This window comes from Anabaena sp. AL93, from assembly GCF_001672085.1.
Taxonomy (GTDB): Bacteria; Cyanobacteriota; Cyanobacteriia; order Cyanobacteriales; family Nostocaceae; genus Dolichospermum; species Dolichospermum heterosporum.
Map to the genome: position 1 here is coordinate 42,572 of NZ_LJOU01000003.1, position 14,297 is coordinate 56,868.

The window sequence follows — 14,297 nt, forward strand, 5'->3', positions numbered from 1 at the left end:
AATGGATTATATCTCCCAATGGGTAGGCATTGACGTAAGTAAAGCAACACTTGATGTTTATATCCGTCCAATGGGTAAAGCATTTCAATTTGCTAATACTGAAACAGAAATAGCTAATCTAGTTAAGCAACTTCAATCTAACGATTTAAACCTAATCGTACTGGAAGCAACAGGAGGACTAGAAACAGAATTAATCATTCAATTGCAAGCGGCTCTTTTACCAGTAGCATTAATCAATCCTCGTCAGGGAAGAGACTTTGCTAAAGCTACAGGTAAGTTAGCCAAAACCGATGCCATTGATGCACAGATTTTGGCGCATTTCGGTGAAGCAATGAAACCGGAGGTGTTAGCAATCGAAAGTGAAATGTCACGTCAATTAGGCGAATTAATTAGTCGCCGAAGACAATTAGTAGAAATGTCTACAGCGGAAAAGAATCGCCGTGACCGCGCTCGTGGTAAAGCTTTGACAGATATTGAATCCCATATTGATTATCTTGAGCAACATCTTCAACAACTCAATCAAGAAATTGAGACGTTGACCCAAAATAATCAACAATGGATTGATAAAGTCAATCTACTCAAAACTACTCCTGGCATTGGTCAAGTAATTTCTACCACTTTAGTTTCTGACTTACCAGAATTAGGTCAATTAACTGCCAAACAAATCTCTCGCTTAGTTGGTGTTGCACCAATTAATCATGATAGTGGTCAGCACAAAGGTAAGCGCATGATTAATGGTGGTCGCGCCCATGTTCGTGCCATTCTTTATATGGGTGCTGTTGTTGCCATGCGTCATAATCCTGTTATCAAAACTTTTTATGAGCGCTTGGTTGAACGTGGTAAACCCAAAAAATTGGCCATTACTGCTTGCGTTCATAAAATGTTAGTTATTTTAAATGCGATGATTCGAGATCATCTTCCTTGGTCTATTTCTCAAGACTCACAACCAATTTCTGCATAAAGTTCTACTGTCGTTTTTATACCTCCAATCTAGTTTGGTAATTTATGGCAATCTATAATTTACCTGTTTTGTTCTGTTCTGTTTTTCTCCTCTATTTTCTGACTTTTTTCCTAGACTTTAAATTTTTCCTTAACGATCGCTTGACAATCAAGACAGTCGCTACAAATCAAGGCTTTTTCTAATTTGGACAAGGTATTGTTACATTTTATCATATTTCCTAGAATTATTTTTAATATATCATGCTATAATCAGATTAGAAATTCAAGTCTCTTCCTTTGGCAATTGCCATAATTGAATTAGTTTCTAAATAAATAATCATAATAATTCTAACTCCTCTGTTGTACCATCAAACAAAAGAGTAAATAAGCCAATTTCCTTCATCTCCTCAATGTAAGGAGGGGTTTGACTTTTCCAATGATAAGCTAAATCTCTTAACCATGATTGAGTTAAAGTTATTAAAGTAGATTGATAGATGATTCCTTCGATGCTTTTTGGATTATAATGTTCTAAAACCTTTTTCGTGTCCAATCTTGCTACTTCTGTAAAAGTCGGACTCTTAAAGATTCTCATGACATTAGAATTAACAAACATTAAAAAAGGAATATGCTGGTATTGTTCCATTTTTAAGATATTAATATCTGGGGAAGAATACATTTCTGCAGATGAAATTTTGCCGAATCTAGGTAATTGGTTTATTGATATCTGTTTTGGAAAAACTTAACTTAACTTTTCATTTCAACTAAACACTTGATAATTTCAAATAGACATACTTCTCACTCGGCTACTTTTTTCTGAGTGTAGACTTTTCATGTGCTTTTTATGCCCTAAACTCAGCAACCGCAATATTTCCTCTAATCATGATTATTTTTATTTCTAGAATGACCATAAATTATTTTTTGGGACAATTTATTTCTTGGTAGTCCCTTAAATCTCACCCGTGTTTAGTATACCTTTTGCTTTTGTTGTCTAATTATGAAATTAATTCCGAAATTCTAATATATGTTGAGCGACAATTTGCGGTTGTTCCAAATGAGGAATATGTCCACAATCTTTAATCCAAATTAGCTTACTTTGGGGAATAGCTTTGGCAAACTTGGGAGCATCCCCAGTTCCCAAAATTTTATCACTATCGCCCCATAAAATTAAAGTTGGTTGCTCAATTTGGGCAAGTTGGGGAAATTTAAAAGCGCCATAACCGCCACTTTTGGTAAAAGCAATTAAGGCTTGAGTCCAATTAGGCATTTGTAAGTGTAATTCTCCGCAACACAAAGCATCCTCAGAGATGAGATCAGGGTTTTTGTATGCAGTTCGACAAATACTTTTACGCACTTTGGGATTCCGCAAAAATTCCGTTGCCCAATAGTCCAAAGGTGGAAATATATATTTGCTTAATGGGGAATTACCTTTTAATCCCGCACTATCTATTAATACCAGTTGTTTTACTGCTTCTGGATAGGTGAGGGTAAAATCTATAGCCGCAGCCCCACCCATTGATGCACCCACCAAAATCACAGGTTGGTTAATCAGGGTTTGCCAAAACGAGTGGAGATGGGTTTTAATGGCGATCGCACTGTAAGCAATCCCCGGTAATCTATCTGTAAAACCAAATCCCAACAAATCTACAGCCCAAACTGCGTTTTTTTCCGCCAATAGAGGCAAAAGTCGGCGGTATTCTAACACCGAACTATCAAAACCATGAATTAATAAAATCGGTGTACCACCGTGACCTTGTTGGATATAAGTGGTATTAATGGATTCATTAGATAGAAACGTGCTAATCGCCTGACTTTGGATATTTTGAGCCAAAGCGATGGATGTTGGTTCTGTGAGTTGACCAACGGCGGCAGGAAGAAAACTTGGAAACATAAATTCCAGTGTACATCAGTGCGTACCACCATGACCAATACCTAGTGATCAACTAAAAATTTTTAGGTTTTAATTCCGGGGCTTTGGCGCCCATTTTCTTGTAAAATAAGAATCGGTTATCCCAAACGTAGGAGATTCAAGCCATGCCAATGGCAGTTGGCGTAATTGAAACATTAGGTTTTCCTGCGGTTTTAGCATCAGCAGACGCAATGGTTAAAGCCGCTGGTGTCACCATTGTCTATTACGGTATCGCCGAAAGTGGTCGTATGATAGTTGCTGTCAGAGGCCACGTTGCGGAAGTGCAAACAGCCGTAGCCGCTGGAATTACTGCTGGTGAAGAAGTTTATGGTGGTGAGGTTATTACCCACTACATTATTCCCAACCCCCCGGAAAATGTGGAAACAGTTTTACCTATCCACTTCACCTCCAAATCCGAACCTTTCCGTATTTTCTAAGAGAGTTAGCTATCAAAAATTGAAGTATTCCTTCATAAAAATAATTTGTAGCAACCGATAACTTTATATTCATAACAGGAGATTAAAATGTCACTACAAGCTGTTGGATCATTAGAAACCAAGGGTTTTCCCGCCGTTCTCGCAGCAGCAGACGCAATGGTAAAAGCCGGTCGAGTTACCCTCGTTGGTTATATCAGAGTTGGTAGCGCTCGCTTTACCGTCAATATTCGTGGTGATGTTTCTGAAGTCAAAGCCGCTATGGCAGCCGGTGTGGATGCTGTAGAAAAAGTTTATGGTGGTACTCTCGAATCTTGGGTAATTATTCCCCGTCCCCACGAAAACGTAGAAGCTGTATTGCCAATTGCTTACACAGCAGACGTTCAACAGTATCGAGATTCTGTGGAAAATCCCATCATTGGTGCAGCTAGAGGCTAATTTGTATATTCGGCTGGTAATGGTTAATAGGTAATGGGTAATGGGTAATGACCGGGAATTTTAGATTTTAGATTTTAGATTACAAAAATTTGGTATAATTACCCGTACTTGAGGACGGAAAAATACTCGCTGCGCTGCGTACGCTTCGCTAACGTTAATTCCAAATTTTCAACCTCTACACTGGTTTGGTGGAATCAATCCAAAATCAAGTGACCTCCTATTCCCTCTTTCCCTAACTAGCAGAATACGGCGTAAGTAAGCCCACCATTCTCAATCGTTCAAAAGCCTATAAGTAGGTGAACACAATAAAACCAAAGTGTGTAAATAAAAGTAAAATCGCCCAAAGCTTCTTCACTTTTGCCTTTTGCCTTTTGCCTTTTACCTTTTGCCTCTTAGGGAACACCAAAAAATAAATTATCCAATTTTGTGGGATGGGCATCCTGCCCGTCCCTGATAATTAGCGGGCTTTTCGTCCCGCACCACAAGAAATTTTTGGGTATTTTTTTATTGGAAGTCCCTTACCCCTTGCCTATTACCCCTTGCCTATTGCCTCTTGCCTCTTGCCTCTTGCCTTCCCATAACGACAATTTTCAATGCTAACCTACTTAATTTGGTATTGCAGTCTATTGAACGAATTAAATAGGAGTTATTACCTGCTACTAAATCGCTAAATCTAATTTCGAGGAGTGCAATATTGCTATGACAAAAGATGGGGCAAATCTAGCTCAATATTGGCAACAGCGACTAAGTACAGAATGTCCAGAACAAAGTCAGACTACTAGAGAAAGTATTCTTAACTGGCTTTTGGGAGTAGATTTAGAAAGGTTTAATTTACTTAACCCAAAAGAAATAGAAATTGCTAAACAAGCAATGGAATATCGGTGGCGAATTCTGCACAAACGTTATTTAGGTATAGGCAGAGAGAAGGCTTATCGTCAACTGATTAGCCGATTGGGTAGTGTAGTGGCAGTCAGAAACAAAATTCAAACTTGGATATCTCTCAGCCGCGATCGCCAACGGAGCGTTATTGATGTCCTGCAAGAAGTCCTCCAAGACCTGATACAAAGTGACTCATATATCCAACAACAAATGACTCACATTGCCGCATTAACAACGGACAAAAGGTTGCGGGACACATTACTATTTGCCAGCATCGAAGAATATTGTTTACGTCCAGTTCGGAATCAACCAATCTTAATATACCGCTTTGTTAACTACCTGCGAAGGATTCAGCGGGGAGGCTTAACACAAGTACCTAGCAGCGAATTAGTGAAACTTGTTTCCGAGGAAATTCTCGCCGAAAACAACGACAATCCAGTGAACTTAGTTGATAATCAGGCGATCGCTCAATATCAAGAAACCCAACACCTAGAAGAACAAATAGTCAACCGTCAACTCGTACAGGAAAAATTTGAACAATACCTGTTAGAAAATATTGGACAACAGGCAGTAGATTGGTTGCGCTTATATCTGCAAGGCACATCCCAAGAAGAAATTGCCAAACAACTCCATAAACCCATCAAAGAAGTATATCGTCTGCGGGAAAAACTCAGTTATCATGCCGTCCGCGTTTTTGCCATCAAAGGTCAACCAGAACTGATTGATAACTGGCTGTCCACTTCCCTAGAAGAACATAATCTAGGGCTAACAGAAACCCAATGGCAACAACTTCCAGAAAAAATCACCCCTCTAGGACAACAAATCCTCAACCTCCGCAAAGCAGGTAACTCCATAGAAACTATAGCCCAACAACTACAACTTAAAAATCATCAAGTTCTAGGTGAATGGACAAAAATTTATCTTGCCGCCCAAACTCTGAGAATTCAGAATTAACATATAGGAATCCGGTTTGATTCTGTGAATTTACTTGTGTGGTCAGGGAACAGGGAACTCTTAACTGGGAACAGGAAAGACAGAATTGATACCTACTGAGTCTTGTATGGCTACGCCACGCAGGCTATCAAAAATCAAATAGGAGTCCTATAGGTATACTCAAAACGGTTGGGACATGGACTTTTGTAAAATCACGAAAACCCTATATTTGTAGGGGTTTAGCTCTTGCTTTACCCCTAACTGGAGAATCAAATAATTAAGTCATGTTGGGTATAATTGATAATTGGTAATTGGTAATGAAAAAATTCCTATCCACTGCCCCCTGATTTCTACTTACCATCCTTCCTTAGATATATTCGTCAACCACCCATCACTTCCCTTCGGGTAAGTGAGGGCTTGTAAAAGCCTAGTTGACCAGACTCAGTTCTTAACCGAACTACGTTAGAGGTAAGAGTTAAAGACCTACCAGGGGATGCGTAGCTAGTTCCCTGCTCTAGAACTTCAAAGTTAAACAGGCTTAAGGGTTAAACCAGTGCTTTTAAGATAGTTACCGACCTCTAACATTGTCAAAGCTAACATTACCCGCAAGGAGGCTCTTCGGAGCAAAATATTATGTCCAAAGTATTTGTTTTAGACACTAAAAAAAGACCACTAGACCCAATTAATCCAGCACAGGCTAGACAGTTATTGAGAAACAAAAAAGCAGCAATATTTAGACAGTTTCCATTCACAATTATTCTCAAAAAATCCTGTCCTGACTCCCCAGTATCGTCGCTAAGACTAAAGATTGATCCTGGTGCAAAATTCACGGGAATGGCATTAGTTAACGATTCAACTGGCGAGGTTGTATTTGCTGCTGAATTAAAACATAGAGGCTTTGCAATTAGAGATGCTTTAACCTCTAGAAGACCTAGAAGACAATTAAGAGGTTCTAGACGTGCCAGAAAAACTCGTTACAGACAACCAAGGTTCTTAAACAGAAACCTCCCAGAAGGATGGTTAGCACCGAGCTTACAAAGTCGGGTTGAGAATATTAAAACTTGGGTTGAAAGATTGCGTAAACTCGCACCAATTGAGGATATTAGCCAAGAGCTAGTACGCTTTGATATGCAGTTAATGGCTAATCCTGATATTCAAGGTAAGGAATATCAACAGGGAACTTTAGCTGGTTACGAAAGCAGAGAATACTTACTAGAAAAGTGGGGTAGACAATGTGCCTACTGTGGAGTGAAAGACGTTCCTTTTCAAGTAGAGCATATTCATCCACGAGCCAAGGGTGGTAGTAATTCAATTACAAATCTCACTTTAAGTTGTGAAAAATGTAACACTAAAAAAGGCACGAAAGACATCAAAGATTTCCTCAAAAAAGACCCTTTAAAGTTAGAAAAAATCTTGAAGCAAGCTAAAAGACCACTGGCGGATGCAGCGGCAGTAAACGCAACTCGCTTGGTATTACTATTCGTTTTCAAAGCAACCGGATTACCTGTAGAAACAGGTTCAGGAGGGTTAACAAAGTTTAATAGAAGTCAGCAAAATCTAGAGAAAACGCACTGGATTGATGCAGCTTGTGTTGGTCAATCAACTCCAATTCTCAATATCAAAGGTGTTAAGCCATTGCTAATTACAGCTAATGGTCACGGCACTAGACAATCTTGCCGAACTGACAAGTACGGTTTTCCTTCTAGATATGTCCCCCGGTTCAAATTTGTTAATGGTTTTCAAACCGGAGACATTGTGAAAGCTGTTGTCACAAAAGGTAAAAAGATTGGGGCATATATCGGACGAGTAGCGGTGAGGACTAGCGGTAGTTTCAATATCTCAACAATATCTGGACTGATTCAAGGTATCTCTTACAAATACTGTAAATCAATTCACAAAAAGGACGGTTACGAATATGGAAAATCAAAGATTTGTTAATTGCTCAACTGTCCCTTTCATTGTTTGTGCTGGCGCACAAAATTACTCAAGGGACATTTCACAATTAACCCTCCATTCCTCCCATCACCAAACTGAGTACAGTTTTGGTGGGGGTCTCTTGGAGGTTTAGATGAAAAAAGATATTATTATTGATACTTTTCCACTCCTAAGTACATCAAGTCTAGAAACCAGAGAATGGCTGCTGAATATAGCAACTGAACATGATTACCCATCAGGACGGGCTGTTTTAATGGAAGATGCCTGGGGTAATGCAGTTTACTTTATTGTTTCCGGTTGGGTGAAAGTTCGCCGCACCCATGGAGAAGAATCCTTCACCATAGCAATTTTAGGACCAGGTGATTTCTTTGGAGAAATGGCTGTTTTAGATGAATTCCCCAGGTCAACGGACGTTGTTTCCCTTTCCAAAGTAAAACTACTAAGTGTTTCTAGGGAGAGCTTTCTTCAAATCCTGTTTCAAGACTCACATTTACATCATAGAATGCTGCAACTGATGGTAGGCAGAATTCGTCAAATTAATCTGCGGCTACAAATGCGCTTGTCACCACCTGCGGTTAAACTTGCCCATACCTTAATAAGTTTAACCGATAGTTATAGTCAAGAATCAGAACAAGTCCAGAAAATTTTTAACATTCCCCTGAAAGATTTGGCAGAGGTGACAGAAATCACCTTGGAAGAAACAACCAAAATCATGGAAAAACTCTCTGAAAAGGAATGGATTAAAATTGATACTGCTAACAACACCATTAATCTGATTAACTATACACAACTCGCGGTTTTAGCCAGCAAGATCTAATCTTTCGGCAGAGTAAAAATACTTGAGAAAATACTAAATTTAGCCAGATATAGACTCAAATCCAGCCAATATGTCATAAGTTAAAAAGAGTGTTCCAGAGAAAATTGATTTATGACTACTACCATCAAGACCGAACCTGATTTAGCATCCCGTTTCGTCAATAGCATCTTAGCCATTAAACCCGTAGCTAATCTTGCTAAACACCGAGCTAGACAAATGATGATTAAACGGGCTGAAAAAATTGGTGTATTTTGGACAAAGGAAGTAGAGAAACTGCAAACCCGTGATTGGGGAAGCGATTTAGCGCAAGTCCAAAATCCGCAGCTAAACTACCCAGATTACTACGTCACCTCATTCCACGCCTATGAAACCGGAAATCTCAGTTGGCAAGCTGCTTTTGAAGTAGAATCTGCGGCTCATGCTGTCCACTCTAGGATTTGGCAGAAACCGGAAAATCAAGGTGACGCAAAACTTCGCCAAAGCTTTCACGATATCCTCAAAAATTCTATTTCTGAGCAGCCACAAGATGTTATAGACTTAGGGTGTAGCGTCGGCATGAGTACCTTTGCCCTACAGGCAGTTTATCCCCACGCCAAAATTACCGGTTTAGACTTATCCCCTTACTTCTTAGCTGTGGCTAACTATCGTAGCCAAGAACGTCAAACCCAAATTAACTGGGTACATAGTCAAGCAGAATCTACAGGCATAGCAGATGCTTCCTTTGATTTAGCTTCGATTTTTTTGATGTGTCATGAATTACCTCAATCAGCAACTCACCAGATTTTTGCTGAAGCTAGACGTATTTTGCGTCCCGGTGGACACCTAGCAATTATGGACATGAATCCCAAATCGGAAATTTACAAAAAAATGCCAACTTATATTTTGACGTTGCTTAAAAGTACCGAACCTTATTTAGATGAATATTTCAGTTTGGATATTGAACAAGCCTTAATTGGGGCAGGTTTCCAACCTCCTTCTATTACTAGCAATAGTCCTCGTCACCGTACTATCATTGCTCAGGTGAGTGGCTAATTTATATTTAGTGTTGTGGGCAGTTATCCCCCCCCTGCTGTTTTTGTGGTTTTATTACCGCAGAACTCCTGCTGCCCCACCTTGGTTCAATTTATGGGTTTTGTTCATTATTGGCGCTATCTCTGGTTTTGCTGCTCTGGGCTTAGAATGGGCTATGGAAAATGTGGCTAACCGAGTTTTAGACTGGCAACAGATCCAGCGTCATTTTTCTGGGGTCGTTTTCCGGCAAATATTAGCGATCGCTCCCATTGAAGAAGGTTGTAAATTAGTAGCAGTTATTCTGCCCATTTCCTATCTACAACGTCAGTATCATCTCCGAGCTACCACAGTTTTTTTGTTTACCATAGCCGTAGCTTTAGGTTTCACAGCGGAAGAAACCTGGATTTATTTATATCACGGCACATCTTCCATTCTCGACCGTAGCATTGGTACACCAGTCCATGCCATGTTTTCTGCTCCTTGGGGATATGCTTTAGCAATATACATTTCTGCCAGTAAAAGGTTTAATCGCCATCGGCATTTAATTTTTATTGCTTGGTTAAATTCTGTTTTCTTTCATGCTTTAGTCAATATTTTATCTATTTCTGTGAGGTTTTCACGACCCACAAATTTACTCATTTATTGTTTATTTCCTGTACTATTATGGATGTTTTGGCGGTTAGAACAACTACTGCGAAAACTCCAGAAAAAACATCCTTTAGAGTTAATTTCTGGACGTACATCCTCAGTCCGCACTTGGCAAAGATGTTTAGTATTGTCAATCCTATCACTAGGCGGAAATTCTCTATTTGGATTATTGATTCTCTCCAGAAAAATTAGTCCTTTGCGGTGGGAACTTTGGTTTGATCCGAAAATTTTCTGGTTTATAGTCCAAGAACTATTATTCAATTTTGGGTTAGGACTTTTAGCTTGGTTAATTTATCGCTATTTACGCAGTTTAGCCGGTCGTCGGTATTTGTTTAACCGATAATTAGCATTATGAAAAGAACGGAGAATAAAACAATGACCATGATCACAATAGATGATGAATTAATTAATGAAATTATCGCAGTCAGTCACTATGAAAATGCACAGGAAGCAGTCATCAACATATTATCCAACTACTTGCAGCAACAAAAAAAGGAACTGCCTTTATTTGAGCGATTACGTTTTATAGATGATGAATCTGCCGAAGATGATATCGCCTCATTGTTTGAACGTGATCAAGACACAGGCAGGAATTTTGAACTATGACTTATCTAATTGATACTTGTGTAATGTCTGAGTTTGTTAAAAAAGCTCCCAACCCCCAAGTTAGTCAATGGTTTAATCAGCAACCAATGGAACAGCTATTTTTAAGTAGTATTACCATCGCTGAAATAAAAAAAGGGATTTATAAAATCCAAAACTCACAACCTGAACGATATCAAAAACTAAAAATATGGCTGCAAAAAGTAGAAATTGAATTTTATTCCCGTGTTTTACCGATACATGATGATATTTTAGATAATTGGGCAAAATTTTCTGCAAATGCAGAATTGAAAGGTAAAAAATTAGCCGTAATGGATAGTCTGATTGCCGCAACAGCGCATTATCATAAATTGACTTTAGTTACTCGCAATATTGATGATTTTAAAATGACACCAGTTAAAATTATCAATCCTTACAATCTTGAGTGAATTTTATAATCCTGAAGACGGCTTTTTGCAGTTCGCATAAAATATCCAAATATATTTTTACTAACCAAATAATGATCTGATTAACTAGCTTTGAGTTCCTATGTTGTACAATATAGTTGTAAAACTTATTAAAAAAGAGAATGTTAAGCAAAGAAACCACTTACTCGCAAGCAAAGTTGAATTTAGCAACTATCTTATATCAGGTGTGTGACCAACGGGAAATTATAGTAATTAAACGTCGTAATCAGAAAAATGTGGCGTTAATTGCCGAAGATGAACTTTCCAGTTTATTAGAGTGTGTTTATTTATTAAGATCACCTGAAAACGCTAAACGTTTATTTCGGGCTTTAGAATGGACTCAAACAACAATAGAAACTCCTCAAACATTAGCTGAATTAAAAGAGGAGTTAGGAATGCAAAAAAGGGGATAAGATATTAGATTTAGTAGCTGATATTCTTGATGGTCAACCGTTTACGGGCTTAGGTAAACCTGAACCTCTTAAATATATTGTTCCTGATACTTGGTCACGACGCATTGATTTATAACATCGTTTGGTTTATAAAGTCATAGAAAATAAAGTTTATTTTTTACAAGCTCGTTATCATTATGAATCAAAATAGATCCCCGACTTCTCAAGGAAGTTGAGGATCTGGATAGGTTTAAACTATTGCCAATACTGGTTGACTTACTGCTGTATTAACAGATATTGATTCAGAATCAGCCGCATAGATTTCGCAAGCATTATTGGGACTTTCCACCAATTTAACTTTGTAAAGAGTTGCACCTAAGTCTTGAATAGGCGATCGCAAAGTATTACTAATATAAAGAGCAATATTTTCCGCAGTCGGCACAACTTGATTAAAGAAAGCAACATCCTTATTTAAGAAAGTATGATCAAATGGCTCAATCACATAATCTGTAATTATCTGATTTAAAGCCCCCAAATCAATCACCATACCCGTAGAGGAGTCAATATCCCCTTTTATGGTCACTTCTAATTGATAATTATGTCCATGTCCATTTACACGGGCGCATTTACCATAAATTTCCGTGTTTTTGGCCAAACTTAAATCAGGGTGTGCCAATCTATGAGCAGAGCTAAAATGAGTGCTAATACTCAAATACCCCTCCATATCCTGACCCGAATAATCTGCCCACAGTTGATGACTTTCAAACAGTTTAACGTTGGATAGCTTCACCCCTAATCCATCAATGGGCGATTCTAAAAGACCATGAATGTAACGGGAAATATTCTCTGTCGTGGGGACAATATCGGCAAAATAAGGAATATCCTCATTTACACAAGAGTGATCAAATATTTTCACCACATAATCTTCCACCACTCGATTTAAAGCAGCTACATCCACAATCATGCCCGTACGGGAGTCTATTTCCCCTGCCACAGTCATCTCTAGATGATAATTATGTCCGTGAGTCTGAGTACATCTACCATATTTATCAGCACTGAGGTTGGGCGCTAGGCGGTGAGCAGCACTAAAATGAGTTCTGATAGTTAAATTAGCTTGTTTTCCCTCTCCCTGATAATCTGCCCAAAGTTGAGGATGTTCAAATAACTGGACGCGCACCAAAGGTAAATGGGGTGCTAACCGTTCCCAAATCACTCGCGCCATATTTTCCGTCGTGGGGAGAGTTTGTTGAAATTCTGTCCACACATCATTGAGATAGGAAAAATCTAGTTGACCGGTAACTTCCTCTTTGATGACGTGCTTCACATCGGACAGATTTAGTACCATCCCATACTCATCTAATTCCCCAATCATAGAGATGAACAAGACATAGTTATGTCCATGTCCAGGAAATTTCGAGTAAGCACCAAATTTTTCTAAATTCTCGATTTCACTCAGTTCGGGGAACCAATACCGACCAACTGCTGAAAACTGATCGCGGCGATTAACAATACATTGCATGAGTATACTGGGAAGAGAATTTAATATTTCTTAAACTTTGACTATTTACAGCATAAACCAATTTGTTACCTAGCGATCGCTGAATTTTCCGGTTGCTCAATTTTCCGAAAATACTTGGCAGTTGAGTAAATACAAGTAACGCTATAATCAGAGGTTGAGATTAACGAACGGGTTCAAGTCCGGGGTTCCGCATATCAATTTTGGATTAATCTCAAATCCGAAATTTAAAATCTAAGATTGTGATCACAAGTTTACAAAATTCTTTAGTTAAACAAATCCGCAAGTTGCACTCCACAAAGGAGAGAAATAAGCAACAACTATTTTTATTGGAAGGAACGCATTTGCTGGAGGAAGCTTGTGCGGTTTCCTATCCCTTAGATGCGGTATGTTGTACTTCGCAATGGCATGATACACATTACCAACTATGGGAAGTGATTTGTAGTCAGTGCTATCGGGTGGAAATTGTCAGTCCAGAAGTTCTAGCAGCAATGGCTACAACTGTCAATCCTGATGGTATAGTAGCTATCGCTCAACGAGAGGCACAACCAAGACAAATTCCTTTCACTGGCTTAGTTCTGGCCTTAGAAACTGTCCAAGATCCTGGTAACTTAGGAACTATGATTCGCACAGCCGCAGCCGCAGGTGCATCAGGTTTGTGGTTAAGTGAAGATAGTGTAGATTTAGATAATCCCAAGGTTTTACGAGCTTCTGCTGGACAATGGTTTCGCTTAAACATGGCTGTAAGTGCAGATTTGAAAACCACAGTTCGGCAAAGTCAGCAAGCAGGAATGCAAGTAATAGCTACCTTACCTAATGCCGATTCAACCTATTGGCAAGTAGATTGGCGTAAACCTAGTTTAATATTATTGGGTAACGAAGGGGCAGGATTATCAGCGGATTTAGCCGCATTAGCGGATATCCAGGTGAAAATTCCCCTCAGTCCTGGAGTAGAATCTTTGAATGTAGGGATCACTGCTGCTTTAATGTTATATGAAGCTCAAAGGCAGAAAATGCTGGATAAGCCGAAAACCTGAGTAAATCAAGAGTTTTCGGGTTGAAAAGGTGAATTAGGTGTAAGAAATCAGCTTTGAAACCGTTCATTTATCGGTTACTTTTCCAGATTTAATATTATTTCTTCCTCCTGAGTCCTGATTCCTATTTGTTTTTTTGCTCTAAATACTGTTCAATATCAGCAATTGCATCTTCCCAAGCGGCTAGATCAAAAGTATGAGTATTCTCACTGCTTTCTTGGTTTGTAGAATTACTTGTATCTGATATGGAATGATTTAGAACAATATCTTCTAACTGATTGAGGAATTCCTCAATATCTTGATCAACAGAATTGCTTTGAGAGTCTTTAATAGGCTTCATAATCTTCATAAGAGAATCATGATTGA

General features: G+C 38.8%; 17 protein-coding genes. 13 read left to right on the forward strand and 4 right to left on the reverse strand.

What is annotated here, in order from left to right:
- Window position 1: 1 nt before the first annotated feature.
- Window positions 2–961: an IS110 family transposase gene (locus AN486_RS01440; protein ID WP_027404406.1), complete on the forward strand. Its 960-nt coding sequence runs from the start codon at window positions 2–4 to the stop codon at window positions 959–961.
- 315 nt (window positions 962–1,276) lie between these two features.
- On the opposite strand, the gene AN486_RS01445 is transcribed toward AN486_RS01440, so the two are convergent.
- Window positions 1,277–1,615 (reverse strand): hypothetical protein, encoded by a 339-nt coding sequence (locus AN486_RS01445; protein WP_053540892.1) that lies wholly within the window; start codon window positions 1,613–1,615, stop codon window positions 1,277–1,279.
- A gap of 324 nt (window positions 1,616–1,939) precedes the next feature.
- A complete protein-coding gene (locus AN486_RS01450) occupies window positions 1,940–2,827 on the reverse strand; it encodes an alpha/beta hydrolase (protein ID WP_053540891.1) in 888 nt (295 codons plus the stop codon).
- A gap of 143 nt (window positions 2,828–2,970) precedes the next feature.
- Between AN486_RS01450 and AN486_RS01455 the strand changes: the two genes are divergently transcribed.
- From AN486_RS01455 to AN486_RS26585, 11 genes are all read left to right on the forward strand, one after another.
- Window positions 2,971–3,282, forward strand: a complete 312-nt coding sequence (locus tag AN486_RS01455; RefSeq protein WP_053540890.1) for a carbon dioxide-concentrating mechanism protein CcmK — start codon at window positions 2,971–2,973, stop codon at window positions 3,280–3,282.
- Between the two features lie 87 nt (window positions 3,283–3,369).
- A complete protein-coding gene (locus AN486_RS01460; protein ID WP_039199651.1) occupies window positions 3,370–3,717 on the forward strand; it encodes a carbon dioxide-concentrating mechanism protein CcmK in 348 nt (115 codons plus the stop codon).
- 699 nt (window positions 3,718–4,416) lie between these two features.
- A complete protein-coding gene (locus AN486_RS01465) occupies window positions 4,417–5,550 on the forward strand; it encodes a HetZ-related protein 2 (RefSeq protein WP_290598838.1) in 1,134 nt (377 codons plus the stop codon).
- Between the two features lie 612 nt (window positions 5,551–6,162).
- Window positions 6,163–7,467, forward strand: coding sequence for an RNA-guided endonuclease IscB (gene iscB / locus AN486_RS01470; protein WP_290598841.1), 1,305 nt, complete (start codon window positions 6,163–6,165; stop codon window positions 7,465–7,467).
- 130 nt (window positions 7,468–7,597) lie between these two features.
- A complete protein-coding gene (locus AN486_RS01475) occupies window positions 7,598–8,281 on the forward strand; it encodes a Crp/Fnr family transcriptional regulator (RefSeq protein ID WP_290598843.1) in 684 nt (227 codons plus the stop codon).
- A gap of 111 nt (window positions 8,282–8,392) precedes the next feature.
- Window positions 8,393–9,313, forward strand: a complete 921-nt coding sequence (locus AN486_RS01480) for a class I SAM-dependent methyltransferase (RefSeq protein ID WP_168635875.1) — start codon at window positions 8,393–8,395, stop codon at window positions 9,311–9,313.
- The gene (locus tag AN486_RS01485) at window positions 9,306–10,283 is read left to right on the forward strand and encodes a PrsW family intramembrane metalloprotease (RefSeq protein WP_168635874.1); all 978 of its coding nucleotides are present in this window, start codon (window positions 9,306–9,308) and stop codon (window positions 10,281–10,283) included. The genes AN486_RS01480 and AN486_RS01485 overlap by 8 nt, the downstream gene beginning before the upstream one ends.
- 32 nt (window positions 10,284–10,315) lie before the next feature.
- A complete protein-coding gene (locus AN486_RS01490) occupies window positions 10,316–10,546 on the forward strand; it encodes a type II toxin-antitoxin system VapB family antitoxin (protein WP_168635873.1) in 231 nt (76 codons plus the stop codon).
- Window positions 10,543–10,971, forward strand: a complete 429-nt coding sequence (locus tag AN486_RS01495; RefSeq protein ID WP_168465443.1) for a type II toxin-antitoxin system VapC family toxin — start codon at window positions 10,543–10,545, stop codon at window positions 10,969–10,971. The genes AN486_RS01490 and AN486_RS01495 overlap by 4 nt, the downstream gene beginning before the upstream one ends.
- 140 nt (window positions 10,972–11,111) lie before the next feature.
- Window positions 11,112–11,402, forward strand: coding sequence for a type II toxin-antitoxin system Phd/YefM family antitoxin (locus AN486_RS01500; RefSeq protein WP_168635872.1), 291 nt, complete (start codon window positions 11,112–11,114; stop codon window positions 11,400–11,402).
- A 22-nt stretch (window positions 11,403–11,424) separates the two neighbouring features.
- Entirely contained in the window at window positions 11,425–11,517 is a 93-nt protein-coding gene (locus tag AN486_RS26585) for a type II toxin-antitoxin system YoeB family toxin (RefSeq protein ID WP_367142411.1), read from the forward strand.
- A gap of 114 nt (window positions 11,518–11,631) precedes the next feature.
- Here the strand turns inward: AN486_RS26585 and AN486_RS01510 are convergent, their stop codons facing one another.
- Entirely contained in the window at window positions 11,632–12,900 is a 1,269-nt protein-coding gene (locus tag AN486_RS01510; protein ID WP_290598849.1) for a 6-carboxytetrahydropterin synthase, read from the reverse strand.
- A 239-nt stretch (window positions 12,901–13,139) separates the two neighbouring features.
- On the opposite strand from AN486_RS01510, the gene AN486_RS01515 reads away from it, so the two are divergent.
- Window positions 13,140–13,934 carry an RNA methyltransferase gene (locus AN486_RS01515; RefSeq protein WP_039199638.1) on the forward strand — a complete coding sequence of 265 codons (795 nt, stop codon included), beginning with the start codon at window positions 13,140–13,142 and terminating at the stop codon, window positions 13,932–13,934.
- A gap of 121 nt (window positions 13,935–14,055) precedes the next feature.
- Here the strand turns inward: AN486_RS01515 and AN486_RS01520 are convergent, their stop codons facing one another.
- On the reverse strand, window positions 14,056–14,280 hold the full coding sequence (locus AN486_RS01520) for a hypothetical protein (protein ID WP_081981308.1): 225 nt from the start codon (window positions 14,278–14,280) through the stop codon (window positions 14,056–14,058).
- Window positions 14,281–14,297: the final 17 nt, after the last annotated feature.

What these genes read in the sequence shown, in the direction of transcription:
- AN486_RS01455 (WP_053540890.1), top strand. Translation starts at nt 2,971, where the DNA reads ATGCCAATGGCAGTTGGCGTAATTGAAACATTAGGTTTTCCTGCGGTT.
- AN486_RS01510 (WP_290598849.1), bottom strand. Translation starts at nt 12,900, where the DNA reads ATGCAATGTATTGTTAATCGCCGCGATCAGTTTTCAGCAGTTGGTCGG.
- AN486_RS01495 (WP_168465443.1), top strand. Translation starts at nt 10,543, where the DNA reads ATGACTTATCTAATTGATACTTGTGTAATGTCTGAGTTTGTTAAAAAA.
- AN486_RS01475 (WP_290598843.1), top strand. Translation starts at nt 7,598, where the DNA reads ATGAAAAAAGATATTATTATTGATACTTTTCCACTCCTAAGTACATCA.
- AN486_RS01465 (WP_290598838.1), top strand. Translation starts at nt 4,417, where the DNA reads ATGACAAAAGATGGGGCAAATCTAGCTCAATATTGGCAACAGCGACTA.
- iscB (WP_290598841.1), top strand. Translation starts at nt 6,163, where the DNA reads ATGTCCAAAGTATTTGTTTTAGACACTAAAAAAAGACCACTAGACCCA.
- AN486_RS01460 (WP_039199651.1), top strand. Translation starts at nt 3,370, where the DNA reads ATGTCACTACAAGCTGTTGGATCATTAGAAACCAAGGGTTTTCCCGCC.
- AN486_RS01490 (WP_168635873.1), top strand. Translation starts at nt 10,316, where the DNA reads ATGACCATGATCACAATAGATGATGAATTAATTAATGAAATTATCGCA.
- AN486_RS01450 (WP_053540891.1), bottom strand. Translation starts at nt 2,827, where the DNA reads ATGTTTCCAAGTTTTCTTCCTGCCGCCGTTGGTCAACTCACAGAACCA.
- AN486_RS01480 (WP_168635875.1), top strand. Translation starts at nt 8,393, where the DNA reads ATGACTACTACCATCAAGACCGAACCTGATTTAGCATCCCGTTTCGTC.
- AN486_RS01500 (WP_168635872.1), top strand. Translation starts at nt 11,112, where the DNA reads ATGTTAAGCAAAGAAACCACTTACTCGCAAGCAAAGTTGAATTTAGCA.
- AN486_RS01520 (WP_081981308.1), bottom strand. Translation starts at nt 14,280, where the DNA reads ATGAAGATTATGAAGCCTATTAAAGACTCTCAAAGCAATTCTGTTGAT.
- AN486_RS01445 (WP_053540892.1), bottom strand. Translation starts at nt 1,615, where the DNA reads ATGTATTCTTCCCCAGATATTAATATCTTAAAAATGGAACAATACCAG.
- AN486_RS01440 (WP_027404406.1), top strand. Translation starts at nt 2, where the DNA reads ATGGATTATATCTCCCAATGGGTAGGCATTGACGTAAGTAAAGCAACA.